This is a genomic window from Xanthobacter nonsaccharivorans (assembly GCF_043194755.2).
Taxonomy (GTDB): Bacteria; Pseudomonadota; Alphaproteobacteria; order Rhizobiales; family Xanthobacteraceae; genus Xanthobacter; species Xanthobacter autotrophicus_G.
This window is the reverse complement of record NZ_CM195526.1, coordinates 4,642,923-4,667,970: the sequence shown is the minus strand read 5'-3', so window position 1 is coordinate 4,667,970 and position 25,048 is coordinate 4,642,923. Positions and strand designations below refer to the sequence as shown.

At 66.4% G+C, this 25,048-nt stretch carries 23 protein-coding genes; 17 read left to right on the top strand and 6 right to left on the bottom strand.

Annotated elements, in window-relative coordinates; translation table 11 throughout:
* Positions 1–9 precede the first annotated feature (9 nt).
* The gene (gene dut, locus V5F59_RS21275; protein ID WP_393981045.1) at positions 10–486 is read right to left on the bottom strand and encodes a dUTP diphosphatase; all 477 of its coding nucleotides are present in this window, start codon (positions 484–486) and stop codon (positions 10–12) included.
* Positions 483–1,700 (bottom strand): bifunctional phosphopantothenoylcysteine decarboxylase/phosphopantothenate--cysteine ligase CoaBC, encoded by a 1,218-nt coding sequence (gene coaBC / locus V5F59_RS21270; RefSeq protein WP_393981047.1) that lies wholly within the window; start codon positions 1,698–1,700, stop codon positions 483–485. Before coaBC ends, dut begins: the two co-directional genes overlap by 4 nt.
* Positions 1,701–2,027: 327 nt before the next feature.
* On the opposite strand from coaBC, the gene V5F59_RS21265 reads away from it, so the two are divergent.
* The 17 genes from V5F59_RS21265 to V5F59_RS21185 all read left to right on the top strand — a co-directional run bounded on the left by V5F59_RS21265 (position 2,028) and on the right by V5F59_RS21185 (position 22,554).
* Positions 2,028–4,292: an EAL domain-containing protein gene (locus V5F59_RS21265; RefSeq protein ID WP_509211139.1), complete on the top strand. Its 2,265-nt coding sequence runs from the start codon at positions 2,028–2,030 to the stop codon at positions 4,290–4,292.
* 332 nt (positions 4,293–4,624) lie between these two features.
* The gene (gene nifA / locus V5F59_RS21260) at positions 4,625–6,385 is read left to right on the top strand and encodes a nif-specific transcriptional activator NifA (RefSeq protein WP_393981051.1); all 1,761 of its coding nucleotides are present in this window, start codon (positions 4,625–4,627) and stop codon (positions 6,383–6,385) included.
* Positions 6,386–6,767: 382 nt separating this feature from the next.
* The gene (locus tag V5F59_RS21255; RefSeq protein ID WP_393981053.1) at positions 6,768–6,962 is read left to right on the top strand and encodes a 4Fe-4S binding protein; all 195 of its coding nucleotides are present in this window, start codon (positions 6,768–6,770) and stop codon (positions 6,960–6,962) included.
* 278 nt (positions 6,963–7,240) lie between these two features.
* On the top strand, positions 7,241–8,725 hold the full coding sequence (gene sufB, locus V5F59_RS21250) for a Fe-S cluster assembly protein SufB (RefSeq protein WP_393981055.1): 1,485 nt from the start codon (positions 7,241–7,243) through the stop codon (positions 8,723–8,725).
* 51 nt (positions 8,726–8,776) lie between these two features.
* Positions 8,777–9,538 (top strand): Fe-S cluster assembly ATPase SufC, encoded by a 762-nt coding sequence (sufC, locus tag V5F59_RS21245; RefSeq protein ID WP_393981057.1) that lies wholly within the window; start codon positions 8,777–8,779, stop codon positions 9,536–9,538.
* Between the two features lie 4 nt (positions 9,539–9,542).
* Positions 9,543–10,874, top strand: coding sequence for a Fe-S cluster assembly protein SufD (sufD, locus tag V5F59_RS21240; protein ID WP_393981059.1), 1,332 nt, complete (start codon positions 9,543–9,545; stop codon positions 10,872–10,874).
* Positions 10,875–12,137 (top strand): cysteine desulfurase, encoded by a 1,263-nt coding sequence (locus tag V5F59_RS21235; RefSeq protein ID WP_393981061.1) that lies wholly within the window; start codon positions 10,875–10,877, stop codon positions 12,135–12,137.
* A 534-nt stretch (positions 12,138–12,671) separates the two neighbouring features.
* Positions 12,672–13,550 (top strand): nitrogenase iron protein, encoded by an 879-nt coding sequence (nifH, locus tag V5F59_RS21230; protein WP_393981063.1) that lies wholly within the window; start codon positions 12,672–12,674, stop codon positions 13,548–13,550.
* A gap of 85 nt (positions 13,551–13,635) precedes the next feature.
* Complete coding sequence (gene nifD / locus V5F59_RS21225; protein ID WP_393981163.1) at positions 13,636–15,141, top strand: nitrogenase molybdenum-iron protein alpha chain; 1,506 nt, start codon at positions 13,636–13,638, stop codon at positions 15,139–15,141.
* A gap of 85 nt (positions 15,142–15,226) precedes the next feature.
* Positions 15,227–16,786, top strand: a complete 1,560-nt coding sequence (nifK, locus tag V5F59_RS21220; RefSeq protein ID WP_393981161.1) for a nitrogenase molybdenum-iron protein subunit beta — start codon at positions 15,227–15,229, stop codon at positions 16,784–16,786.
* Between the two features lie 144 nt (positions 16,787–16,930).
* Entirely contained in the window at positions 16,931–18,829 is a 1,899-nt protein-coding gene (gene nifE / locus V5F59_RS21215) for a nitrogenase iron-molybdenum cofactor biosynthesis protein NifE (protein WP_393981159.1), read from the top strand.
* Positions 18,830–18,838: 9 nt separating this feature from the next.
* Positions 18,839–20,251 (top strand): nitrogenase iron-molybdenum cofactor biosynthesis protein NifN, encoded by a 1,413-nt coding sequence (gene nifN, locus V5F59_RS21210; protein ID WP_393981157.1) that lies wholly within the window; start codon positions 18,839–18,841, stop codon positions 20,249–20,251.
* 110 nt (positions 20,252–20,361) lie between these two features.
* On the top strand, positions 20,362–20,760 hold the full coding sequence (gene nifX, locus V5F59_RS21205) for a nitrogen fixation protein NifX (protein ID WP_393981155.1): 399 nt from the start codon (positions 20,362–20,364) through the stop codon (positions 20,758–20,760).
* A gap of 9 nt (positions 20,761–20,769) precedes the next feature.
* Positions 20,770–21,240, top strand: coding sequence for a NifX-associated nitrogen fixation protein (locus V5F59_RS21200; RefSeq protein ID WP_393981153.1), 471 nt, complete (start codon positions 20,770–20,772; stop codon positions 21,238–21,240).
* A gap of 23 nt (positions 21,241–21,263) precedes the next feature.
* Complete coding sequence (locus V5F59_RS21195; RefSeq protein ID WP_393981151.1) at positions 21,264–21,464, top strand: CCE_0567 family metalloprotein; 201 nt, start codon at positions 21,264–21,266, stop codon at positions 21,462–21,464.
* 47 nt (positions 21,465–21,511) lie between these two features.
* The gene (fdxB, locus tag V5F59_RS21190; RefSeq protein WP_393981149.1) at positions 21,512–21,808 is read left to right on the top strand and encodes a ferredoxin III, nif-specific; all 297 of its coding nucleotides are present in this window, start codon (positions 21,512–21,514) and stop codon (positions 21,806–21,808) included.
* Positions 21,809–21,894: 86 nt separating this feature from the next.
* On the top strand, positions 21,895–22,554 hold the full coding sequence (locus V5F59_RS21185; protein WP_393981147.1) for a nitrogen fixation protein NifQ: 660 nt from the start codon (positions 21,895–21,897) through the stop codon (positions 22,552–22,554).
* Between the two features lie 223 nt (positions 22,555–22,777).
* Here the strand turns inward: V5F59_RS21185 and V5F59_RS21180 are convergent, their stop codons facing one another.
* From V5F59_RS21180 to V5F59_RS21165, 4 genes are all read right to left on the bottom strand, one after another.
* Positions 22,778–23,095 carry a hypothetical protein gene (locus V5F59_RS21180; protein WP_393981145.1) on the bottom strand — a complete coding sequence of 106 codons (318 nt, stop codon included), beginning with the start codon at positions 23,093–23,095 and terminating at the stop codon, positions 22,778–22,780.
* 6 nt (positions 23,096–23,101) lie between these two features.
* Positions 23,102–23,362, bottom strand: coding sequence for a hypothetical protein (locus V5F59_RS21175; RefSeq protein WP_393981143.1), 261 nt, complete (start codon positions 23,360–23,362; stop codon positions 23,102–23,104).
* Positions 23,363–23,381: 19 nt separating this feature from the next.
* Positions 23,382–24,239 carry a sulfurtransferase gene (locus V5F59_RS21170; protein ID WP_393981141.1) on the bottom strand — a complete coding sequence of 286 codons (858 nt, stop codon included), beginning with the start codon at positions 24,237–24,239 and terminating at the stop codon, positions 23,382–23,384.
* Positions 24,240–24,393: 154 nt separating this feature from the next.
* Positions 24,394–24,852 (bottom strand): hypothetical protein, encoded by a 459-nt coding sequence (locus V5F59_RS21165; RefSeq protein WP_393981139.1) that lies wholly within the window; start codon positions 24,850–24,852, stop codon positions 24,394–24,396.
* Between the last annotated feature and the right edge of the window lie 196 nt (positions 24,853–25,048).

Genomic DNA, 25,048 nt, shown 5'->3' with positions numbered 1-25,048 from the left:
GGGATGTAGCTATTTCTTCAATAACGCTGTCCCGAGGCCTGTTGAGCCAAAACCACCGGAACCGCGTGCAGTTTCGCTCAAATCTCCGGATTCTTCCAGCATTATTTGGGTGACGGGCGCCACCACCATCTGGGCGATGCGCATGCCGCGCGTGACGGGGAACGGCGCCTGCCCGAAATTGATGAGCAGCACCATGACCTCGCCGCGATAGTCGCAATCCACCGTTCCCGGCGTGTTGAGCACCGTGACGCCGTGATTGCGCGCGAGGCCCGAGCGGGGACGCACCTGTCCCTCGTAGCCTTCGGGAAGGGCGAGGGCGAAGCCGGTGGGAACGGCGGCGAACGCGCCGGGCTGAAGGGTGATCGGCGCGTCCTCCGGCGCGGCGCAGACGAGGTCGAGCCCGGCCGCGCCTGTCGTGGCATAGGCGGGCAGGGGCAGGTCGGCGGCGTGGGGCAGGCGCTGGATGTGGACGAGCGGGCGGGTCACGCGTTTCCTCCGGCAAGTTCTGCGGCGATGCGGGCGACCAGGTGGCGCGCCACCTCGCTCTTGGAGGCGGAAGGCCAGTCCTCCACGCCCCCGGCCGTCACCAGATGCACGGTGTTGGCATCTCCGCCCATGATGCCGGTGGCCGGGGAGACGTCGTTGGCGACGATCCAGTCGCAGCCCTTGCGGGCGAGCTTCTCGCGGGCGTGGGCCACCACGCGCTCGGTCTCCGCCGCAAAGCCCACCACTAGGCGCGGACGCAGGGTGTGATGCCGGGCGATGGAGGCGAGGATGTCCGGATTCTCCACAAGATGGAGGGCCGGGGCGCCGTCCGCCCCCTTCTTGATCTTCTGTTCCGCGGCGTCGGCCACCCGCCAGTCGGCTACCGCGGCAGCGAAGACGGCGGCATCGACGGGCAGGTTCTCCTCCACCGCGGCGATCATCTCGCGGGCGCTCTCCACGTGGATCACGCGCACGCCGCGCGGGTCGGGCACCTCCACCGGCCCGGCCACCAGCACCACCTCGGCCCCTGCGGCCTGGGCGGCGGCGGCGATGGCATGGCCCTGCTTTCCGGACGAGCGGTTGGCGATGTAGCGCACCGGATCGATGGGCTCATGGGTGGGGCCGGAGGTGACGAGGATGCGCCGACCCTTCAGCGGAGGGGCCTCCCGCACCTTGAAGTGGGCCTCGATGGCGGCGAGGATTTCCAAAGGCTCGGCCATGCGGCCTTCGCCGAACTCGTCGCGCTCGGCCATGGCCCCGGAATTGGGGCCCACCGTGGCGATGCCGTCCGCGGTCAGCCGGGCCATGTTGCGGCGGGTCGCCGGGTGCGCCCACATGCGCGGGTTCATGGCGGGGGCGATGAGCACCGGCGTGTCGGTGGCCAGCAGCGCCGTGGTGGCGAGGTCGTCGGCGAAGCCGTGCGCCATCTTGGCGATCAGGTCGGCGGTAGCGGGCGCCGCCACCAGCAGGTCGGCCTCCCGCGAGAGGCGGATGTGGCCGATGTCGTGCTCGGCGGTGAGGTCGAACAGGTCGGTGAACACCCGCTCGCCGGTGATGGCGCCCACGGTGAGCGGGGTGACGAACTGCTGCGCCGCGGGCGTGAGGATGGCCCGCACCCGGGCGCCGCGCTCCTTCAGGCGGCGGATGAGGTCGAGGCTCTTGTAGGCGGCGATGCCCCCCGAGATGATCAGCAGGATGCGTTTCTCGTCGAGCATGGACCTGCCCCTCCCGGTGCGCGCGGCGTAGCCATTTCAGCGCCATATAGCGTGCGCGTCGCGGCGATGCGAGGTGGCCCCGCGCGAACGCGTCCCGCGCGGGGCGCCGGCGCCGGCACGGACCTACCGCGAAGGGATCCTGTGTTTGCATGCAACCGTTTAATTTGTTTGGGGATTTGCTCGGGAAGCTGGCGTTGTGGCGCTCCACCTTGTTACACTTTACATATGAGGGGCTCATCGCATTCCGGCGATCCGGGGCAAACGCCGGACGCTGTCGGACTTCAGCTCACGGCGGTCGGCGGGGAATTCCTCGATCGGGCGCGGGAGATGATGTTCCGCCTCAGCCGGCTCGATGAGAGCCGCCGGCACGCGCGTATCCTGTTCGCCACCTCGGTCATCCTCAATTCCCTGTTCCTGCTGAGCGATTGGCGCTTCGCCGGCACGTCCCACTTCTTCGTCGCAGTGGCGGCGCGCCTCACGGTGGTCGCCGTATCTCTGGCCTGCCTCATCGCGGTGCAGGTCGCCGGCACGGTCCGGTTCACCGATGCCATATATATCGTGTGGCAGTGGAGCACGGCGCTGGCGGTCGCCGTGCTGGTCAGCTCGCAGAGCGACCTCGCCTTGTTCGTGGTGCTGTTGTTGCCCACGGTCTTCTATCTGGCGGTGCCGGTGCCCTTTGCCTGGCAACTGGCAGGGGGCGTCGGCTGCAGCGTGCTCATGCTGGCCGGCTATCTCGACTGGCAGATGAGCTGGCAGTTCGCCACCGGCCTCGCCCTCGGCGTCGCCGTGCTGAATGTGACGCTGGTGCTGCTGGTCTCGCGCATGAACCGGATGGAACGTCAGTACTGGGCCTCGGAATTGTCCCAGCGTGCGGTCAACGAGCGCTTGCGGGCCAGCGAGAACATCCTTGAGAACACCTTCCAGGCCGTGCCCATCCCGCTAGTGGTGACGCGGATCGACGACGGCACGCTCCTGAAGGCCAACGAGGCCGCCCGCCGCTACTTTGGGCCGAGCGGCACGCTGGATGCGCCGGGCAGCCTGTGCAAGCTGTGCCTCACCCCGGAAGACCGCGCGGAATTGCATCGGCGCCTCGTGGAGGATGGCAGCGCCGCCGGTTTCGAGGTGCCGCTGCACCTTGCCGACGGCACGGAGCGCCGGGTGGTCATCGCCTCCGCGGTCACGCCCGGAGGCCAGTCGCCCGGCATGGTGAGCGCGCTCCTGGACGTGACCGACCGCCTGGTGGCCGAGCAGCAGGCCCGTTATGCCGCCACCCACGATTCCTTGACCGGCCTGCCCAACCGGGCCGACTTCCACGCCAATCTGGATGCGGCCCTGGCCCGCCGCACGGAGGGGCAGGGCATCTGCGTGCTGCTCATCGACCTCGACGGGCTGAAGGACGTGAACGACACCCTCGGCCATGACGCGGGGGATGCGGTGCTGTTGGAGACGGCGCACCGGCTCGACCTGCTGCTGGAGGGCAAGGGCCTGCTGGCCCGGCTCGGCGGCGACGAGTTCGTGGCGGTGGTGGAGGGATCGGAGCCGGTGGAGCAGGGGCGGCGGCTGGCCCACTCCATCCTCGCCGACCTGCGGCGTCCGATTCCCCATGCCGGCCGGCACTTCGCCACCCGCGCCAGCATCGGCATCGCCGCCTGTCCGGACCACGACTGCAGCTATGGCGAGCTGATGAAGGACGCGGACCTCGCGCTCTATGCGGCCAAGCAGCAGGGGCGCAATCGCGTGGTGGTCTACGCCCCGGCCATGCGGCAGGCGGTGGTGGAGCGGGTGGCGCTGAACCGCTCGATGCTGACGGCGCTGGCGGAGGACGAGATCATCCCCTTCTACCAGCCCAAGGTCTCGCTGGAGACCGGGCGGATCACCGGGCTCGAGGCGCTGGTGCGCTGGCGGCGCTCCGCGCATTCCATCCTGTCGCCCTCGGCTTTCGAGGCGGCGCTGGCCGATCCGGAACTGGCGGTGCTCATCGGCGAGCGCATGGTACGCCGGGTGGCGAGCGACGTGCGCGGCTGGGTCGAGGCCGGCTTCGACTGCGGGCGGGTGGCGGTGAACCTCTCGTCCGCCCAGTTCACCCACCGCGACCTCGCGGCCACCCTGCTGCGCCAGTTCCATGCCGCCGGCGTGGAGCCCTCCACCTTCGACGTGGAGATCACCGAGACGGTATTCCTCGGCCGCAGCTCCGACCACGTGGCGCCCATTCTCGACGAGCTGTACCGCGCCGGCGTGCGCATCGCCCTCGACGATTTCGGCACCGGCTATGCCGGCCTCATCCATCTGAAGCAGCTGCCCATCGACACCATCAAGATCGACCAGAGCTTCGTGAAGGATATCGAGAGCGATGCCTTCGACACGGCCATCGTGTGCGCGGTCATCGAGCTTGGGCGGAACCTCGGGATGCACGTGGTCGCCGAGGGGCTGGAGACCGCGGGCCAGGCCCGCTTCCTGCGCGAGAAGGGCTGCGAACAGGCTCAGGGCTTCCTTTTCTTCCGTCCGCTCGGCGTTGCGGAGATGACCGACGTCCTGCGGGCCGAAGGCGACGGAGCGGCTGCGGCCCGCCTCGCCCTGTTCATGCCGGGCTGAGCCGGCCGGCGCTCCCGTGTGTGCGCGGGGTGCGAAAGGTTTGATCCAATGCTGAGGAAAGTTGCGGCAGGCGAATGCTGGAAAGCTTTCGCAAAGCGAAATCTTTTTTCGGCGCCTGAGACATTTCGTCCCTTTCCTGACAACCCTTCCGGAAAATTCGGCCGGATCGTGACCGATTTCGGCGCTTTGATAGACCTTTGCAGGATTGTGCCCAAACAGACAGCAAGGTTTGCCCGCAGGTTGGGCACGACATCAGAATGAAACTAAATCAAAGTGTCGCTAATCATACAAAAACGGTGGGATGGAGAGCCTGGGGTGATGGAGACAGCACCATGGTTCAGCAAGAAGCGTTGCAAGTCGAACGGGATGCGGCCCCGGCCCACGTTCCTCTGGTGTCCCTGAGCGATGTCGCTCTGACAGGCATCTATGAGATATCGAAGATCCTGACGGCGCCCAACCGGCTCGAGACCACGCTGTCGAGCGTCGTCAATCTCCTGTCGTCCTTCATGCAGATGCGCCACGGCGTCATCTCCCTGCTGGAGGATGACGGGATCCCGGACATCACGGTTGGCGTGGGCTGGCACGAGGGCACGGATGCGCGCTATCGCGCGCGCCTGCCGGAAAAGGCCATCGGCCAGGTGATCGCCACCGCTGTTCCGCTCATCGCCGAGAACGTCGCCTCCCATCCCGCCTTCAGCGAGGCGGATGCCGCCGCCCTCGGGGCGACGGAAGAATCCCGCGTGTCGTTCATCGGCGTGCCGATCCGCGTCGCCTCGCGGGTCATCGGCACCCTGACCATCGACCGGGTGTGGGACGGGCGCTCCGTCTTCCGGCTCGATTCCGACGTGCGCTTCCTCACCATGGTGGCGAACCTCATCGGCCAGACCGTGCAGCTGCATCGCGTCGTCTCCCGGGATCGCGAGCGCCTGATGGCCGAGAGCGGCCGCCTGCAGAAGGCCCTGTCCGAGCTGAAGCCCAGCCGCGAGCGCAAGCGCGTCTATGTGGACGGGATCATCGGTGACAGCCGCGAGATCCGCGCGCTGCTCGACAAGATCATGATCGTCGCCAAGTCCCACTCGCCGGTGCTGTTGCGCGGGGAATCGGGCACCGGCAAGGAGCTGATCGCCAAGTCCATCCACGAGCTTTCGCCGCGCGCCAAGGGGCCCTTCATCAAGCTCAACTGCGCGGCTCTGCCCGAATCGGTGCTGGAAAGCGAGCTGTTCGGCCACGAGAAGGGCGCCTTCACCGGCGCCGTGGGGGCCCGCAAGGGCCGCTTCGAGCTGGCGGACAAGGGCACGCTCTTCCTCGACGAGATCGGCGAGATCTCGCCCGCCTTCCAGGCGAAGCTGCTGCGCGTGCTGCAGGAGCAGGAGTTCGAGCGCGTGGGCGGCAGCCACACGCTGAAGGTCAACGTGCGTGTCGTCGCGGCCACCAACCGCAACCTCGAGGAAGCGGTGGCAAAGAACGAGTTCCGCGCCGACCTCTACTACCGCATCAGCGTCATCCCGGTGATCGTGCCCTCCCTGCGGGACCGCCGCGGCGACATCCCGCTGCTGGCCAACGAGTTCCTGGACCGCTTCAACCGCGAGAACGGCCGCGAGCTGGCGTTCGATCCCGACGCCATGGAAGTGCTCATGGGCTGCGGCTTCCCCGGCAATGTGCGCGAGCTGGAAAACTGCGTGCAGCGCACGGCGACCCTCGCCCAGGGCGGGTCCATCGCCGGCGACGACTTCGCCTGCCGCCACAACGAGTGCCTCTCCGCTCTCCTGTGGCGCAGCCCCGCGGAAATCGCCACCACGCGCCGGCCCATGGAAATCCCCCTGCCGGTCATGCCCAGCGCGCCGCCGGTGAGCGCCGAGGCTGCCAATTCCAACGCGGTGGCGCGGCTCCCGGCGCCGGTGGCGACGGCTCCTGCGGTGGTTCCGGCACGGCCGGCCACCAGCGAGGAAGAAATGACCGAGCGCGACCGGCTGGTGGATGCCATGGAGCGGGCCGGCTGGGTCCAGGCCAAGGCCGCTCGCCTGCTCGGCCTCACCCCCCGCCAGATCGGCTACGCGCTGAAGAAGCACGACATCGAGATCAAGCGCTTCTGAGGCTCCGGCCCGTATACGGGCCGGCTGTCCATGCTGCGGACCCTCCTTCCAGAAAATGCCCGGCCTGCGCCGGGCATTTTTGTTCTGGCCGGACGAAGGCGCCGTGGCGACCGACGCTCCGCCATCGCACGGAGCGGACGGGTGGGTGGAGTGGCGCCACGCGGGACAGGCTTACGCGGCGCCGCGTGCAACGGGTGGGCTGCGACAGGCCATCCGATCGCGACATGCGAGCTGTCGCACTTGCGACACTCTGTCGGGGGAGCGACAGCGCGGCTCGCCGAAAGCGTGAAAAATAATAAAACATAATCAAATGGTTAGCGGGTGGCACGCGACTTGAAAGGGAGACGTGCCTGCCATTATCTGCACAGCGCGGAGCTAGCCCATGGCCTACAAGATCGTTGCGTCCCAGTGCACCGTTTGCGGCGCCTGCGAGTTCGAATGCCCGAACGCCGCCATCAGCCTCAAGCGGGACATGTATGTCATCGACCCCAAGAAGTGCACCGAATGCGAGGGGAGCTTCGACACCCCCCAGTGCGCTGTGGTGTGTCCGGTCGAGAACACCTGCGTTCCGGCGTGACGGCCTGACGGCGGGCGGCCCTGCGGCGCGCCGCTCGGCGGCGCAATGTCGGGCCGGGCTCCCCGGAGTGCCCGTCCAGGGCGCTCCCGAGGGAGGGACGGGTGAAGGGCCGCGATGACACCGTGTCCATCCCCTCCCGACTTGCCCACGTGGCCGCGGGCCGTCCGACTTCCGGATGCGCGGCCGAAGGATTTCAGGACCCGTTCCGGGTCCCTGGCCTGAAGCGGAGTGCAGCGCCCGACCGTGAGCGCGCAGCCGCAAGTTGAACGGAGGGACATATGGCGGCCGTACAGGACACAGTCGAACAGGTTCGCTCCATCGACGTCGACCAGTATAAATATGGGTTCGAGACCAATATCGAATCCGAAAAGGCGCCGAAGGGCCTCTCGGAGGAGGTGATCCGCTACATCTCCGCCAAGAAGGAAGAGCCGGAGTGGATGCTGCAGTGGCGCCTCGACGCCTACAGCCGCTGGCTCACCATGCCGGAGCCGGAGTGGGCGCGGGTCCACTATCCGCCCATCGACTACCAGGACCTCTATTATTATTCCCAGCCGAAGAAGTTCAAGGCGCCAAAGTCCCTGGACGAGGTGGATCCCGAGATCCTGAAGACCTACGAGAAGCTCGGCATCCCGCTGCGGGAGCAGGAGATCCTCGCCGGCATCGAGATCCCCGAGGGCGAGCGCCCGAAGATTGCGGTAGACGCGGTGTTCGATTCGGTGTCGGTGGCCACCACCTTCAAGGAGGAGCTCAAGGCGGCGGGCGTCATCTTCATGCCCATATCCGAGGCCCTGCGCGAGCATCCGGAGCTGGTGAAGCAGTATCTCGGCTCCGTTGTGCCGTCGACCGACAATTATTTCGCCACGCTGAACCAGGCGGTGTTCTCGGACGGGTCGTTCGTCTACATCCCGCCGGGCGTGCGCTGCCCGATGGAGCTGTCCACCTACTTCCGCATCAACGAGAAGAACACCGGGCAGTTCGAGCGCACCCTCATCATCGCCGACAAGGGTTCCTACGTCTCCTATCTGGAAGGCTGCACCGCGCCCATGCGCGACGAGAACCAGCTGCACGCCGCGGTGGTGGAGCTGGTGGCCCTCGATGACGCGGAGATCAAGTATTCGACGGTGCAGAACTGGTACCCCGGCGATGCCGAGGGCAAGGGCGGCATCTACAATTTCGTGACCAAGCGCGGCGACTGCCGCGGCAAGAATTCCAAGATCTCCTGGACGCAGGTGGAGACGGGGTCGGCCATCACCTGGAAGTATCCGAGCTGCGTGCTGCGCGGCGAGGGCTCCTCGGGCGAGTTCTACTCCATCGCCATCTCGAATGGCCGCCAGCAGGTGGATTCCGGCACCAAGATGATCCATCTGGGCAAGAACACCACCAGCCGGATCATCTCCAAGGGCATCTCGGCCGGCAAGTCCAACAACACCTACCGCGGCCTCGTCTCGGCCCACCGCAAGGCGGCCGGGGCGCGCAACTTCACCAATTGCGACTCGCTGCTCATCGGCGACAATTGCGGGGCGCATACCGTGCCCTACATCGAGGCCAAGAATCCCACGGCCCAGTTCGAGCACGAGGCGACCACCTCGAAGATCTCGGAAGACATGCTGTTCTACTGCATGCAGCGCGGCCTCTCCCAGGAGGATGCCGTGGCGCTCGTGGTGAACGGCTTCGTGCGCGACGTGCTCCAGCAGCTGCCCATGGAATTCGCCGTGGAAGCACAGAAGCTCATTTCCATCAGCCTCGAAGGCAGCGTCGGCTGACGCTGTCTCAAGGTTCATCTGCCGGGCAACAATAACCAGAGGCTCTTCACCATGGCTCCCCTGCTTGAAATCAAGGACCTCCATGCCGAGATCTCGGGGGGTCGCAAGATCATCAACGGCATGAACCTCACCATCAATCCGGGCGAGGTTCACGCCATCATGGGCCCCAACGGCGCGGGCAAGTCGACCCTGTCCTATGTGCTCTCCGGCAAGCCGGGCTACGAGATCACCGGCGGCGAGGTCATCTTCCGCGGTGTGAACCTGCTCGATCTCTCCCCGGACGAGCGGGCGGCGCAGGGCCTGTTCCTGTGCTTCCAGTATCCGCTGGAAATTCCCGGCGTCTCCAACATGGCGTTCCTGCACACGGCGGTGAACAGCCAGCGCAAGAAGCGCGGCGAGGTGGAGCTGACCTCTCCCGAGCTGGTGCGCAAGGTGCGCGAGCTGGGCAAGACCCTGGGCATCGACGCCGAGATGCTCAAGCGCCCGGTGAACGTGGGCTTCTCCGGCGGCGAGAAGAAGCGCAACGAGACGCTCCAGATGATGCTGCTGGAGCCGTACCTCTGCGTGCTCGACGAGGCGGATTCCGGCCTCGACATCGACGCGCTGAAGGTGGTCTCCAACGGGGTGAACGCCCTGCGCTCCCCCGAGCGCTCCATGCTGGTGATCACCCACTACCAGCGCCTGCTCGACTACATCGTGCCGGACGTGGTGCATGTCTTCGCCGCCGGCCGCATCGTCCATTCGGGCGGCAAGGAGCTGGCGCTGGAGCTCGAGGCCACCGGCTACGCGCAATACCAGAACGAGGCGGCGTGATCCCATGGCCGCAGACGTCCGCCCCATGAAGACCAGCGCGGAGCTCGCGCTTGCCGACACCTTCGCCGCCGTCCGCGCCGCCCTTCCCGGCGGCCCGGACGTGGCGGCCCGGCGCTCCGCCGCCTTCGACACCTTCGCCGATGCGGGCCTGCCGCACCGGCGTGTCGAATCCTGGAAGTACACGGACCTGCGCGCCCTGCTGCGCGACGCCAAGCCGCTGGCCTCGCCTCCGGATGCGGACGCGAAGGCGCGGGCGGGTGCGGCCGGCGCCCTGCTGGCGGGCCTCGGTGCGCGCCGCCTGTTCGTGCTGAACGGCACCTTCGTGCCGGAGCTGTCCGACCTCGCCGGCCTGGAGGAGGGCCTGTCGATCCGCTCCATGGCGGAAGCGCTCTCCTCCGGCGACGGGCTGGTGGCGGCGCATCTGGGCAAGACGGTGCCGTCCTCCGATGCGGTGCTGGCGCTGAACACCGCCCTCATGGGCGATGGCGTCGTGGTGCAGGTGGCGAAGGGAGCGGTGATCAGCCGCCCCGTCGAGCTGGTCAGCGTCACCTGTGACGCGGTGCCGGTGGCGACCTTCACCCGCTCGCTGGTGGTGGTGGAGGACGGCGCGAGCCTCACCCTCATCGAGAGCCATGAGGGCCCGGCGGGCGTCGCCTATCAGGTGAACACGGCGCTGGAGCTGGTGGTTGGCGCGGGGGCGCACGTGGAGCGGATGAAGATCACCGGCGAGGGGTCGGATGCGGTGCATCTCGCCACCCTGCTGGTGCGGGTGGGGGAGAAGGCCAATTTCGCCAACACCTTCTTCACCACCGGTGGCGCCGTGGTGCGCAATCAGCTGCTGATCCACCTCGCCGGCGAAGGCACCAGCGCCCGCATGGGCGGGGTGAGTCTGCTCGGCGGCAAGCAGCATGCCGACACCATGCTCTCGGTGGATCACGCGGCCCCTGGCTGCGAGAGCCGGGAATCCTTCCGCGCGGTGCTGGATGGCGCGTCCCAGGATATCTTCCAGGGCAAGATCGCCGTTCGGCAGGCGGCGCAGAAGACCGACGCGCGCATGCTCAGCCGCGCCCTGCTGCTGACCGAGACGGCGGAAGCCTGCAACAAGCCGGAGCTGGAGATCTTCGCCGACGACGTGCAGTGCGGCCATGGCTGCACCACCGGCACGCTGGACCAGCAGCTGAAGTTCTACCTCATGGCGCGCGGCATTCCCGCCAAGGAGGCCGAGGCGCTGCTGATCCAGGCCTTCGTCGGCGAGGTGATCGACGCCATCGGCAGCGAAGGCGTGCGCACCGCCCTCACGGATGCGACCCGGGCCTGGCTCCTGGGCCGGGAGTGAATGATGCTGCCTTCCCCCGCCCTTCATCCCGCCGTATCGAACGGCAGCTACGACGTCCTCAAGGTGCGCGAGGATTTCCCGATCCTCGACCTGAAGGTCAACGGCAAGCCGCTGGTCTATCTGGACAACGGTGCCTCGGCGCAGAAGCCGCGGCAGGTGCTGGACCGCATCCAGCAGGTCTACACTTCCGAATATGCCAATGTGCACCGCGGGCTGCACTATCTCGCCAATGCCGCGACCGAGGCCTATGAGGGCGGCCGCGCGCGCGTGCAGCGCTTCCTCAATGCGGCGCGGCCGGAGGAGATCGTCTTCACCCGCAGCGCCACCGAGGCCATCAATCTCGTCGCCGCCACCTTCGGCAAGAGCCGCATCAAGGAAGGCGACGAGATCGTCCTCTCCATCATGGAGCACCACGCCAACATCGTGCCGTGGCACTTCCTGCGGGAGAGCCAGGGTGCGGTGATCAAGTGGGCGCCGGTGGACGAGGAGGGCAACTTCCTCCTCGACGAATTCGAGGCGCTGCTCACCGAGCGCACCAAGATGGTGGCAATCACCCAGATGTCCAACGTGCTCGGCACCACCGTTCCCGTGAAGGAGGTGGTGAAGATCGCCCACGCGCGCGGCATTCCCGTGCTGGTGGACGGCTCCCAGGGCGCGGTGCACCTCGACGTGGATGTGCAGGACATCGACTGCGACTTCTACATCATCACCGGCCACAAGCTTTATGGGCCCACCGGCATCGGCGCCCTCTACGGCAAGTATGAGCATCTCGAGGCCATGCCGCCCTTCAACGGCGGCGGCGAGATGATCCGCGAGGTGCGGCAGGACACGGTGACCTACGGCGATCCGCCCCATCGGTTCGAGGCGGGCACCCCGGCCATCGTGCAGGCGGCGGGCCTCGGCGCGGCGCTGGACTATATCGAATCCATCGGCAAGGCCCGCATCCGGGCGCATGAGGCGGAGCTGACCCGCTATGCGCAGGAGCGGCTGGGCGAGATGAACTCGGTCCGCATCATCGGCACGGCGAAGGAGAAGGGGGCCATCATCTCCTTCGAGATCAAGGGCGCCCACGCCCACGACTTCGCGACGCTGATCGACAATGACGGCATCGCCGTGCGCGCTGGCACCCATTGCGCCATGCCGCTGATGGAGCGTTTCGGCGTGACGGCCACCTGCCGGGCTTCCTTCGGCCTCTACAACACGCGCGACGAGGTGGACCGCTTCGTCGCCGCCTTGAGCAAGGCCCAGGAGCTGATCGGCTGAGCCTGGGTCGCAGGCGGGTCAGCACCCCCGCAGCGCGGGGAGCGGCTGCTTCGTCGGGTGTTTGGAAACGGGCCGGCCATGCCGGCCCGTTTGCATTTCCGGGGCAGGGCTGAAGGTCGGGGGCCGCCGGAGAAGTCCGTCACGCCCCGCGTTGACAATCCGACAAGGGGCCGCGGCGGCGGCCTTTGTCGGATTTCTCCCCGCCCTCCGAAGGGGCCCGGGGAGTGTCCTGTTTCAAACAGCCCTAAACTGGCCTGTCGTCGCAAGGGCGCCTGTGTCGGGTTCGGAACACGGCGGACAGGGCTGCGGCGTGGCCAATAACACATTGAAATAATTTGAAAATTCGAATCGAAAATCGCTGGCACGCTGGTTGCTAGCTGTATTGCGGGCGCCTGGTTGCTGGCTTTGTGGGGCGTTGAAAGGCCCACGTCAGCATCCGCGCCGGAGTGCAATGTCCGCGGGGTGTGTCGCGTGCTCGCCTCACGCCCGGCCCGGACGAGAACCGAATCTCGGCAAGGTTCGAAGGAGAGCAAGATGTCGCTGCGACAGATCGCGTTTTACGGCAAGGGTGGCATTGGCAAGTCCACCACGTCCCAGAACACCCTGGCTGCGCTTGCGCAGATGGGCCACAAGATCCTCATCGTGGGCTGCGACCCGAAGGCGGATTCGACTCGCCTGATCCTGCACGCGAAGGCCCAGGACACCATCCTCTCGCTGGCCGCGAACGCCGGCTCGGTTGAGGACCTGGAGCTCGAGGACGTGATGAAGGTGGGCTTCGAGGACATCCGCTGCGTGGAGTCCGGCGGTCCGGAGCCGGGCGTGGGCTGCGCCGGCCGCGGCGTGATCACCTCGATCAACTTCCTTGAGGAGAACGGCGCGTACGAGGACATCGACTACGTGTCCTACGACGTTCTGGGCGACGTGGTGTGCGGCGGCTTCGCCATGCCGATCCGCGAGAACAAGGCCCAGGAGATCTACATCGTCATGTCGGGCGAGATGATGGCCATGTATGCGGCCAACAACATCTCCAAGGGCATCCTGAAGTATGCGAACTCCGGCGGCGTGCGCCTGGGTGGGCTGGTGTGCAACGAGCGCCAGACCGACAAGGAGCTCGAGCTGGCGGAGGCCCTGGCGGCCAAGCTCGGCACGCAGCTGATCTACTTCGTGCCGCGCGACAACATCGTGCAGCACGCCGAGTTGCGCCGCATGACGGTGGTCGAGTATGCCCCGGATTCCGGGCAGGCCCAGCACTACCGGAACCTTGCCAACAAGGTTCACAACAACGCGGGCAACGGCATCATCCCGACCCCGATCACCATGGACGAGCTCGAAGACATGCTCATGGAGCACGGCATCATGAAGGCCGTCGACGAGAGCCAGGTCGGCAAGACCGCCTCCGAGCTCACCGCCTGAGCCTCAGACTGACGCTGTCACCCGGGCCGGCCCCTTTTCGGGGTCGGCCTGCCCACGGCATCCCAAACGAGAGCGAGATTGCGAAATGAGCTTGGCCCAACCGCAAAGCGTTGCTGAAATCAAGGCGCGTAACAAGGAACTCATCGCCGAAGTCCTCAAGGTCTATCCGGAGAAGACCGCGAAGCGCCGCGCGAAGCACCTCAACGTCCACGAGGCCGGCAAGTCCGACTGCGGCGTGAAGTCGAACATCAAGTCCATCCCGGGCGTGATGACGATCCGCGGCTGCGCCTACGCCGGCTCGAAGGGCGTGGTGTGGGGTCCGATCAAGGACATGATCCACATCTCCCACGGCCCCGTCGGCTGCGGCCAGTACAGCTGGGCCGCCCGCCGCAACTACTACATCGGCACGACCGGCATCGACACCTTCGTGACGATGCAGTTCACCTCGGACTTCCAGGAAAAGGACATCGTCTTCGGCGGCGACAAGAAGCTCGCCAAGATCATGGACGAAATCCAGGAACTGTTCCCGCTCAACAACGGCATCACCGTCCAGTCCGAGTGCCCGATCGGCCTCATCGGCGACGACATCGAGGCCGTGTCCAAGGCGAAGTCCAAGGAATACGACAACAAGACCATCGTGCCGGTCCGCTGCGAGGGCTTCCGCGGTGTGTCCCAGTCGCTCGGCCACCACATCGCCAACGACGCGATCCGTGACTGGGTGTTCGACAAGATGGACCCGAACGCGGCCCCCCGCTTCGACCCGTCTCCGTATGACGTCGCCATCATCGGCGACTACAACATCGGCGGCGACGCCTGGTCTTCCCGTATCCTCCTCGAGGAGATGGGCCTGCGCGTGATCGCCCAGTGGTCCGGCGACGGTTCGCTCGCCGAGCTCGAGGCGACCCCGAAGGCGAAGCTGAACGTCCTGCACTGCTACCGCTCCATGAACTACATCTCCCGCCACATGGAAGAGAAGTTCGGGATCCCGTGGTGCGAGTACAACTTCTTCGGTCCCTCCAAGATCGCCGAATCGCTGCGCAAGATCGCCGGCTACTTCGACGACAAGATCAAGGAAGGCGCCGAGCGCGTCATCGCCAAGTACCAGCCCCTCATGGATGCGGTAATCGCCAAGTATCGTCCGCGCCTCGAGGGCAAGACCGTCATGCTGTACGTGGGCGGCCTGCGTCCCCGTCACGTGATCGGCGCCTACGAAGACCTCGGCATGGAAGTGGTGGGCACGGGTTACGAGTTCGCCCACAACGACGACTATCAGCGCACCGCCCAGCACTACGTCAAGGATGGCACGATCATCTATGACGACGTGACCGGCTACGAGTTCGAGAAGTTCGTCGAGAAGATCCAGCCGGACCTGGTCGGCTCGGGCATCAAGGAGAAGTACGTCTTCCAGAAGATGGGTGTGCCGTTCCGGCAGATGCACTCCTGGGACTACTCCGGCCCGTATCACGGCTACGACGGCTTCGCCATCTTCGCCCGCGACATGGACATGGCCATCAACTCCCCCGTCTGGAAGATGACCAAGGCTCCGTGGAAGCAGGCTCCCGCGCAGCCGGGCCTGCTCGCCGCCGAATGAACGCCTGAGGAGAGCGCCCCTCCCTTCCGGGGGAGGGGCGAGCTCCCGGCACGGATATTTGACCCACTTATTTCAGGGGTTCGAGATGCCACAGAATGCAGACAACGTGCTCGATCATTTCGAGCTGTTCCGCGGTCCCGAGTACCAGCAGATGCTGGCCAACAAGAAGAAGCTGTTCGAGAACCCCCGCGATCCCGCCGAAGTCGAGCGCGTGCGCGAGTGGGCCAAGACGCCCGAGTACAAGGAACTGAACTTCGCCCGTGAAGCCCTGACCGTGAACCCGGCCAAGGCCTGCCAGCCGCTCGGCGCCGTGTTCGCCGCCGTCGGCTTCGAGCAGACCATCCCGTTCGTGCACGGCTCGCAGGGCTGCGTGGCGTACTACCGCTCGCATTTCTCGCGTCACTTCAAGGAGCCCAGCTCCTGCGTGTCCTCGTCCATGACGGAAGACGCGGCGGTGTTCGGCGGCCTCAACAACATGATCGACGGCCTCGCCAACACCTACAACATGTACAAGCCGAAGATGATCTCGGTGTCGACGACCTGCATGGCGGAAGTCATCGGCGACGACCTGAACGCCTTCATCAAGACCGCGAAGGAAAAGGGCTCGGTCCCGGCCGAGTATGACGTTCCCTTCGCCCACACCCCGGCGTTCGTCGGCAGCCACATCACCGGCTACGACAACGTGATGAAGGGCATCTTCGAGCACTTCTGGGACGGCAAGGCCGGCACCGCGCCGAAGGTCGAGCGCGTGCCGAACGAGAAGATCAACTTCATCGGCGGCTTCGACGGCTACACCGTCGGCAACATCCGCGAAGTCAAGCGCCTATTCGGCATCATGGGCGTGGACTACACCATCCTCGCCGACAATTCCGAAGTGTGGGACACCCCCACCGACGGCGAGTTCCGCATGTATGACGGCGGCACCACGCTGGAGGAGGCGACCGACGCCCTCCACGCCAAGGCCACCATCTCCATGCAGGAATACTGCACCGAGAAAACCCTGCCGTTCATCGCCGGCCACGGCCAGGAAGTCGTCGCCTTCAACCACCCCGTGGGCGTGAAGGGCACCGACGAGTTCCTGATGGCGATCTCCCGCATCTCCGGCAAGGAGATTCCCGAGGCGCTGGCGAAGGAGCGCGGCCGCCTGGTCGATGCCATCGCCGACTCCAACGCCCACATCCACGGCAAGAAGTTCGCCATCTACGGCGATCCCGACCTCTGCATGGGCCTTGCGGCCTTCCTGCTCGAGCTCGGCGCCGAGCCGACCCACGTGCTTGCCACCAACGGCAACAAGAAGTGGGCCGACAAGATGCAGGCCCTGTTCGACTCCTCGCCGTTCGGCCAGAACTGCCAAGTCTATCCCGGCCGTGACCTGTGGCACATGCGTTCGCTGCTGTTCACCGACCCGGTGGACTTCCTGATCGGCAACACCTACGGCAAGTATCTCGAGCGCGACACGGGCACCCCGCTGATCCGCATCGGCTTCCCGGTGTTCGACCGTCACCACCATCACCGCCGTCCGGTGTGGGGCTATCAGGGTGGCATGAACGTGCTGATCACCATCCTGGACAAGATCTTCGACACCATCGATCAGAACACGATCGTGCCCGCGAAGACCGACTACTCGTTCGACATCATCCGTTGATCGAGCAGAAGAAGTAATCGATCCGGCCCGGGGCCCCGCCCGGGCCGGCCCGACAGGGAGCGTTCCAGCCGTCCGCCATATCTTGCAGATCCAGATCTTTGCGCCCGAGATCTTTGCACAGCCCGCACGTTGAAGGAGAGATCCATGAGCTCGCTTTCCGCCACGATCCAGCAGGTCTTCAACGAGCCAGGGTGCACGAAGAACCAGAACAAATCGGAGGCGGAAAAGAAGAAGGGCTGCACCAAGCAGCTGCAGCCCGGCGGCGCCGCCGGCGGCTGCGCCTTCGACGGCGCGAAGATCGCGCTCCAGCCCCTCACCGACGTCGCCCACCTCGTGCACGGCCCCATCGCCTGCGAGGGCAACTCCTGGGACAACCGCGGCGCCCGCTCCTCGGGATCGCAGATCTGGCGGACCGGCTTCACCACGGACATCAATGAGACCGACGTGGTGTTCGGCGGCGAGAAGCGCCTGTTCAAGTCCATCAAGGAAATCATCGAGAAGTACAATCCCCCCGCCGTCTTCGTCTACCAGACCTGCGTCCCCGCCATGATCGGCGACGATATCGACGCGGTCTGCAAGGCGGCGAAGGAGAAGTTCGGCACGCCGGTGATCCCGATCAACTCGCCGGGCTTCGCGGGCCCGAAGAACCTGGGCAACAAGCTCGCCGGCGAGGCGATCCTGCAGCACGTGATCGGCACCGAGGAGCCCGAGTACACCACGCCCTACGACATCAACATCATCGGCGAATACAATCTCTCCGGCGAGCTGTGGCAGGTGAAGCCGCTGCTGGACGAGCTGGGCATCCGCATCCTCGCCTGCATCTCCGGCGACGGGCGCTACAAGGATGTCGCCTCCTCCCATCGCGCCAAGGCGGCGATGATGGTGTGCTCCAAGGCCATGATCAACGTGGCCCGCAAGATGGAGGAGCGCTACGACATCCCCTTCTTCGAGGGGTCCTTCTACGGCATCCAGGACTCGTCCGACTCGCTGCGCGAGATCGCCCGCATGCTCATCGAGCGCGGCGCCGATCCGGAGCTGATGGACCGGACCGAGGCCATCATCGAGCGTGAGGAGGCGAAGGCCTGGGCGGCCATCGCCAAGTACAAGCCGCGCTTCAAGGACAAGAAGGTGCTGCTGATCACCGGCGGTGTGAAGTCCTGGTCCGTGGTGGCGGCGCTGCAGGAGGCGGGTCTGGAGTTGGTCGGCACCTCGGTGAAGAAGTCCACCAAGGAGGACAAGGAGCGCATCAAGGAGCTCATGGGGCAGGACGCCCACATGATCGACGACATGACCCCCCGCGAAATGTACAAGATGCTGAAGGACGCGAAGGCGGACATCATGCTCTCGGGCGGTCGCTCACAGTTCATCGCGCTGAAGGCGTCCATGCCCTGGCTCGACATCAACCAGGAGCGCCACCACGCCTACATGGGCTACATCGGGATGGTGAAGCTCGTGGAGGAGATCGACAAGGCGCTCTACAACCCCATCTGGGAGCAGGTGCGCCGGCCGGCTCCGTGGGACAACCCGGCCAACAACTGGCAGAGCCGCGCCATCGCCCAGATGGAGGCTGAGGCCGCGGCGCTGGCCGCTGATCCGGTGGCGGCCGAGAAGGCGCGCCGGGCGAAGAAGATCTGCAATTGCAAGAGCGTGGATCTCGGCACCATCGAGGACGCCATTGCGGCCCACGCCCTCACCACGGTGGAGGGCGTGAAGACCCACACCAACGCGTCCGGCGGCTGCGGGGCATGCAGCGGGCGCATCGAGGAGATCTTCGAGGCGCTGGGCGTCGCCGGCGAGCCGGTCCCGGCGGATCCCGTCCTTGCCGAGGCCGCGCGCCGGGCGAAGAAGGTGTGCAATTGCAAGAGCGTGGACGTGGGCGCCATCGAGGATGCGGTGCGCGCCGGTGCTTCCAACCTCGCTGAGGTCACGGCCCGCACGACCGCGGCGTCCGGCTGCGGCAAGTGCGGCGAGCGCATCGAGGAGATGCTGGACGAGCTGGTCGCCCCGCCCGGTGCGCCGGCCACCCTCGTGGCCGCGGAATAGGAGGCGGCCATGGCAAAGTTCGTCCAGGCGAAGAAGTCCTGCGCGGTCAATCCGTTGAAGATGAGCCAGCCGATCGGTGGCGCGCTCGCCTTCATGGGCCTGAGGGGGGCCATGCCGCTGCTGCACGGCTCGCAGGGGTGCACCTCGTTCGGCCTGGTTCTGTTCGTGCGCCATTTCAAGGAGGCGATCCCGCTCCAGACCACGGCCATGAGCGAGGTCGCCACCGTGCTCGGCGGCTATGAGAATGTCGAGCAGGCCATCCTCAACATCTACAACCGCACCAAGCCCGAGATCATCGGCATCTGCTCCACGGGCGTGACCGAGACCAAGGGCGACGACGTGGACGGCTATATCAAGCTGATCCGCGACAAGTATCCCCAGCTCGCCGATTTCCCGCTGGTCTATGTCTCGACCCCGGACTTCAAGGACGCCTTCCAGGACGGCTGGGAGAAGACGGTCGCCAAGATCATCGACGTTCTGGTGAAGACGCCGGAGCCGGATGCGCCCAAGAATCCGAAGCGGGTGAACGTGCTGCCCGGCTCCCACCTGCAGCCGGGCGACCTCGACGAGCTGCGCTGCATCCTGGAGGATTTCGGGCTGGAAGGCTCATTCCTGCCGGACCTCGCCGGATCGCTGGACGGTCACATCCCCGACGACTTCACCCCCACCACCATCGGCGGCATCGGCGTGGACGAGGTGGCGACCATGGGCGAGGCGGCCTGGACCATCGCCATCGGCGCGCAGATGAAGACGGCCGCCGAGGCGATGCAGAAGAAGGCCGGCGTGCCCTATCGGCTGTTCGAGCGGCTGTGCGGCCTGGGGCCGAACGACGACTTCTTTATGTTCCTGTCCGAGATCTCCGGCCGCGAGGTGCCGCGCAAGTATCGGCGCCAGCGGGGCCAGCTGGTGGATGCCATGCTGGACGCCCATTTCCACCTGGGCGGGCGCAAGCTGGCCATCGGCGCCGAGCCGGACCTGCTCTACGACGTGGCGTCCGCCTTGCACGAGATGGGCACGCACATCACCGCCGCGGTGACCACCACCCAGTCGCCGGTGTTCGAGAAGCTGCCGTGCGACGAGGTGCTCCTGGGCGACCTGGAGGATCTGGAGACGCTGGCCAAGGAGCGCGGCTGCGACCTGCTGATGACGCACTCCCACGGCCGGCAGGCGGCGTCGCGGCTGAAGATCCCCTTCTATCGCATCGGCATTCCCATGTTCGACCGCATCGGCTCCGGCCACCGCATGACCGTGGGCTACCGCGGCACGCGCGAGCTCATCTTCGCGCTCGCCAACATGTGCATCGCCGACCACGAGGAAAACCACGAGGTCACGCCCGACACCTGGGCGAGCCCCTGGGACGGGGATGGGCACGGCCATGCCGCCCCGGCCCACGCCCCCACCTCGAGCACGGCCCACCACTAGCGCGCGATCCGGCCGGATCACGCGTTCTTCTTCCCAGAGCCAGGGCCGGGCCTGATCGTTTCACCCCCGATCGGCCCCGGCTCCAAGACCGAACAGAGGCGAACCCTGCCATGAAAGTCGCATTCGCTACACAGGACTTGAAACGGGTCGACGCCCATTTCGGCTGGGCAAAGAACATCGCCATCTACGAGGTGGGGCCGGAAGGGCACCACTTCGTCGAGGCGATCGAGTTCGACGGCGACCTGAAGGAAGACGGCAACGAGGACAAGCTCGCGCCGAAGATCGACGCGATCAAGGATTGCGCCATCCTCTACGTGGCCGCCATCGGCGGCTCGGGCGCGGCGCGCGTGGTGGCCAACAACATCCACCCCATGAAGGTGAGCCAGCCGGAAGAAATTTCCGACCTCATCGGCAAGCTGGAACAGGTGTTGCAGGGTAATCCGCCGCCCTGGCTGCGCAAGGTGATGTCGAAGGGCCAGGAACGCAAATTCGATTTCGACGACGAGTGAGGGATTGTCATGGCCGAAGCAGCGCAAATCATCGAACCGTCGGCTGCCGCTGACACCCCGTTCATCAAGGAACTGATCAAGGTCTGGCGCGCGCAGGACACGCACGGCGCCTGGGAGGGCAAGAACGACCTCGACCTGATCGAGCCCTACATCATCGACAAGGAAGCCCGCCGCGCGCTGCCGCTCATCGGCGACCCGGACCCGGAGACCATCTGGCGCCTGGAGCTGTTCTTCAACGCCGTGTGCCTTCTCATCGAGAAGGAGACGCGGGTGATGATCTCCCCCATGCTGAAGATGAGCCACGAGGGCTTCGGCCGCATGGTGCTGATCGGCGGCCGCCTCATCGTCGTGAACAAGCAGCTGCGTGATGTCCACCGCTTCGGCTTCGACAATCTCGCCAAGCTCGCCGAAGAGGGCACGAAGTTCGTGACCCAGGGCGTGGAGATGATCCGCAAGTTCCCTGACGTGGCCAACTACTGACGCCGAAAAGAATAGGTGCACCCATGAGCGACGTGGAAGAACTCAAGGCCGAGATCAAGAAGCTGTCCGCGAAGGCGACCCAGGCGAAGATGGATCTCCACGACTTGTCGGAGGAGCTCCCGATCAACTGGGAGCAGATCATGGATGTGGCCAAGAAGGCGCACAGCGCCTTCTCCGATCTGGAAAAGAAGCGCGCGGACCTGAAGGCACTCGAGGCGGCCTGATTTCGGCCGCCCGATCCTGTCCGCCTGAACGGGAAGGCTTTTTCGAAATGTCGAACGAAACGCGTGACGGTCGAGCCTGGCAGCCAGACTATCTGCTCGACATCGACAAGGACAAGTGCATCGGCTGCGGACGCTGCTTCAAGGTCTGCGGCCGCGATGTGATGACCCTGAAGGGCATCAACGAGGACGGCGACGTGATCGCCCTCGACGATGACGAGGACGATGAGGTCGAGAAGAAGGTGATGGTCATGAACGACATCGGCGCCTGCATCGGTTGCGGTGCGTGCGCCCGTGTCTGCCCGGCCAATTGCCAGATCCACGGCCAGGAAAAGGCCGCGGCCTGACCGCGGACCCGCCCCTTGGAGCACGCGCCGATCAGATGGATTCAATCCGATCGGACCGCGCTCCGGAGGCTGCACGGAGACACGCCATGACCGCCGAAGAGGTCTATGACTGGTTGATCGCGTCAGCGACCTCTTCGGCCGGCGATGCCTTCGACGTACATGTGGCGGCCTCCATCGTCGCGGTCGCCTTCGCCGAGGCGGAAGAGGACGGGCGCGACTGCCTCGATGCCCTGGGCCTGGAGCGCGGCGCCTTCCTCGATCTCGCGGCCGTGCTGTTTCCCGGCGCGGTGGCGGTGCTCGCCCAGCAGGTGGACGCGCGTGCCATCACGGTGGAAGCGGAGGAGCAGTCGGTGCGCGACATCCTCGGCATCTATTCCTCCGACGCCGGCCGCCTCCAGGCCCATTTCATCTCCATGATCGCGCGGCGCTGCCAGTCCCCGCACCATCTGTGGCAGGACCTGGGCCTGCGCAACCGCGGCGAGCTGCGCGAACTGATGACGCGCCGCTTCCAGCCGCTGGCATTGAAGAACAAGCAGGACATGAAGTGGAAGAAGTTCCTCTACCGCATGGTGTGCGGCTCGGAGGGCTTCACCTTGTGCGCGGCGCCGGTGTGCTCGGACTGCGACGAGTTCCACATCTGCTTCGGCGCCGAGGACGGGGAATCCCGCCTCGCCCGCAACCGCAGCTTCGGCGCGGCCAACAGCAACCGCCCCGGCACCGTCGACCTGCCCGAAGCCGCCGAATAGGCGCTTCCCGAAACCCTGCCCTTTGTCGAAGGCGCCTGCCCGGCAGCGACTCGCGTCCGTCGCGGCGGCGGGGGCGCACCCGGTGGCTACGCACGACGCGCCGCCACCTTCTTCGCGCCGCCGCCTTCGTCCCCGGACAAACAAAAGCCCGGCGCGTCGCAGGGGCGGCCGGGCGCTGTGCGGGTCGTGACCGCCGGCGCGGGTCAACGCCGGCGTGGATGGCTCACTCGATGCCTTCGGAGCGGGCTCGCCACATCATGGCGATGCGGAAGCGCTCGTTGATGGCGGTGGGGCTGGCGAGGATCTCCGCCTCGGCCTCCTTGAAGGCCTTTTCCACCGCTTCCGCCTCTTCCCTGGTGAGGGTGACGCGGCCGGCGATGTGGGTCGCCTCCGGATGCACCTCCCAGATCTTGCGCCGGTTGGGATGCAGCTTCACCTCCATGAGGTCGAAGGCCTCGAGCTGCCCGTCGAACAGGATGGCGAGGCCGGAGACCTCCAGCTTGCGCCCGTCGGAAGTGGTCTTGATCAGCGTGGTAGCCATTGTTCTTCACCCGTCCTGACCTGCGAGCCAGCTGTAGCCGCCCTGATCCCAGAGCTGCGCCAGCACCTGATCCGAGCTTCCCTCCGGAAGCTGGGATTTGACCGTTTCGTAGTCTCCGCGAAAGCGCTCCGCGTCCTCGCCGGAAAGGTCGGCGGCGAGGTCGTCCGGCTTGTAGCGCAGCACGAAGCGGCTCTGGTCCGCCGCCGCATGCAGGCTGTATTCGTCGCCGTCGGCGACGAGGCTGAGCACTGTGTCCAGCTCCGCCATGGTGTCCTCCGTGCCCTCTTCAGGCGGCCGCCGCGGGGGTGTCGTCGGCGCGGCCCCATTCCGCCCAGGAGCCGTCATAGAGGGCGGCATCCGTGTGGCCGAGCAGGTAGAGCGCCAGCATCACCACGCAGGAGATGGTGCCGGACGCGCAGGTGACGACGATCGGCTTGCCGAGGTCGATGCCCGCCGCGGAGAACCGCGCGGCCATGGCCTCGGGCGTGACGAGCGCGCCGGTCTCCTCGACCACGAGGTCGCCCCACGGCAGGTTGATGGCGCCGGGGATGTGGCCTTTCTTCTTCACCGGGAAGACGTCGTCCTGGCTGCCGGCGAACTTGGCCGGCCCGCGGGCGTCGATCACCTGCTCGGTTCTGGCGGAAAGGTTCGCCACCATCTGCCCCATGTCCCGTACCAGGGCGGGGTTGAGGGCGGCCGTGAAGCTCTTGGGCTCGGGGCGCACCGGCGACATGTCGGTCGGGTGCTTCTCCTTGGTCCACTTGCCGTAGCCACCGTCCAGCATGGCCACCCTGTCGTAGCCGAAGATCCGGAACATCCACCACACGCGGGCGGCCGCGGCGCCGCCGCACATGCGGTCGTAGACGATGACCGTGTCGCCGTCGCCGATGCCGAGCAGGCCCACCTTCTTGGCGAACTCCGCCGCGGGAGGCAGCATGTGGGGCAGGGGGGTGGACTTGTCGGCCACCGCGTCGATGTCGAAGTGCACGGAGCCGGGCAGGTGGCGGCCGCGATACTGGGTGCGCCCGTCCATGTTGGAGCTCTCGTGGAGCCAGGTGCAGTCCAGGATCTTCACATCCGGGTCAGTCAGATGCTCGGCCAGCCAATCGGTGCTCACCAGCGGTCCGGGAAGGGCGGAGGACATGACTGAAGGGTCTCCCTGACGAGGTTGCGACATCCGGAAATCTTCAAACGGCCTGTCCGCGGGACAGCCCGGGGCAGGGGGCGGCGGACAGGGGGAAGGCGGGCGGACCCGCCGTCCTGAACAGGCCCGGCGCGTCCGGCGCCGGGCTAAGGCTTCAGCGCACCTTGGGCAGGCTGTAGCCGGGGCGCGGATGGGCGTCGTAATAGTCCGCCCGCTCCGGCCAGCCGCCTTCGGGATTGAACTTGAACTTGACGATCTTGACCGGCGCGCCGGCGGAGCAGGACACCTCGGCGAGCTTGATCTCGCGGTCGCCCGGGCCCACGGAGAAGTCGGCCACCGTCTTGCCGTCGGCGGTCACCGCGCGGGCGAAGCCGGGGGTGCCCACGTCGGTCGCGCTCACCGCTGCGGTGAAGCTCGGAACCTCGGAGCCATCCTCGGACGGGGTGCCGAAGGCGGGGGCGGCGAAGGTGAACACGGCGAGCTTGCCGCTGCGGTCCACCGCATGGTCGGCGCTCACGGGGCGGGCCACGGAATAAACGGTGAGGGTGCCGCCCGCCAGCAGCTCCTTGATCTCCTCAAGGGAGCGGGGGGCGAATTCCGACGCGACGATCATTTCAATCTCCAGAAGAAAACAATTCTGACGAACGGTCCTCCCTGCGGATCAAGTTTCGTGCCACTTCCGCCGGCGCCCCCCGCGCCCTTGAAAATGCCGGGCCCGGCGCAGGATTGGGCGGCGTCGGCGGCCCATGTGTCGGATCCGCCGTGTCGGAAATGTTTCGCGCCGCGCGGCAAATCCGACGCGGCGCGCA

Coding starts and splice junctions, on each gene's coding strand:
- coaBC (WP_393981047.1), bottom strand. CDS start 1,700: ATGCTCGACGAGAAACGCATCCTGCTGATCATCTCGGGGGGCATCGCC.
- V5F59_RS21265 (WP_509211139.1), top strand. CDS start 2,028: ATGATGTTCCGCCTCAGCCGGCTCGATGAGAGCCGCCGGCACGCGCGT.
- nifA (WP_393981051.1), top strand. CDS start 4,625: ATGGTTCAGCAAGAAGCGTTGCAAGTCGAACGGGATGCGGCCCCGGCC.
- V5F59_RS21255 (WP_393981053.1), top strand. CDS start 6,768: ATGGCCTACAAGATCGTTGCGTCCCAGTGCACCGTTTGCGGCGCCTGC.
- sufB (WP_393981055.1), top strand. CDS start 7,241: ATGGCGGCCGTACAGGACACAGTCGAACAGGTTCGCTCCATCGACGTC.
- sufC (WP_393981057.1), top strand. CDS start 8,777: ATGGCTCCCCTGCTTGAAATCAAGGACCTCCATGCCGAGATCTCGGGG.
- sufD (WP_393981059.1), top strand. CDS start 9,543: ATGGCCGCAGACGTCCGCCCCATGAAGACCAGCGCGGAGCTCGCGCTT.
- V5F59_RS21235 (WP_393981061.1), top strand. CDS start 10,875: ATGATGCTGCCTTCCCCCGCCCTTCATCCCGCCGTATCGAACGGCAGC.
- nifH (WP_393981063.1), top strand. CDS start 12,672: ATGTCGCTGCGACAGATCGCGTTTTACGGCAAGGGTGGCATTGGCAAG.
- nifD (WP_393981163.1), top strand. CDS start 13,636: ATGAGCTTGGCCCAACCGCAAAGCGTTGCTGAAATCAAGGCGCGTAAC.
- nifK (WP_393981161.1), top strand. CDS start 15,227: ATGCCACAGAATGCAGACAACGTGCTCGATCATTTCGAGCTGTTCCGC.
- nifE (WP_393981159.1), top strand. CDS start 16,931: ATGAGCTCGCTTTCCGCCACGATCCAGCAGGTCTTCAACGAGCCAGGG.
- nifN (WP_393981157.1), top strand. CDS start 18,839: ATGGCAAAGTTCGTCCAGGCGAAGAAGTCCTGCGCGGTCAATCCGTTG.
- nifX (WP_393981155.1), top strand. CDS start 20,362: ATGAAAGTCGCATTCGCTACACAGGACTTGAAACGGGTCGACGCCCAT.
- V5F59_RS21200 (WP_393981153.1), top strand. CDS start 20,770: ATGGCCGAAGCAGCGCAAATCATCGAACCGTCGGCTGCCGCTGACACC.
- V5F59_RS21195 (WP_393981151.1), top strand. CDS start 21,264: ATGAGCGACGTGGAAGAACTCAAGGCCGAGATCAAGAAGCTGTCCGCG.
- fdxB (WP_393981149.1), top strand. CDS start 21,512: ATGTCGAACGAAACGCGTGACGGTCGAGCCTGGCAGCCAGACTATCTG.
- V5F59_RS21185 (WP_393981147.1), top strand. CDS start 21,895: ATGACCGCCGAAGAGGTCTATGACTGGTTGATCGCGTCAGCGACCTCT.
- V5F59_RS21180 (WP_393981145.1), bottom strand. CDS start 23,095: ATGGCTACCACGCTGATCAAGACCACTTCCGACGGGCGCAAGCTGGAG.
- V5F59_RS21175 (WP_393981143.1), bottom strand. CDS start 23,362: ATGGCGGAGCTGGACACAGTGCTCAGCCTCGTCGCCGACGGCGACGAA.
- V5F59_RS21170 (WP_393981141.1), bottom strand. CDS start 24,239: ATGTCCTCCGCCCTTCCCGGACCGCTGGTGAGCACCGATTGGCTGGCC.
- V5F59_RS21165 (WP_393981139.1), bottom strand. CDS start 24,852: ATGATCGTCGCGTCGGAATTCGCCCCCCGCTCCCTTGAGGAGATCAAG.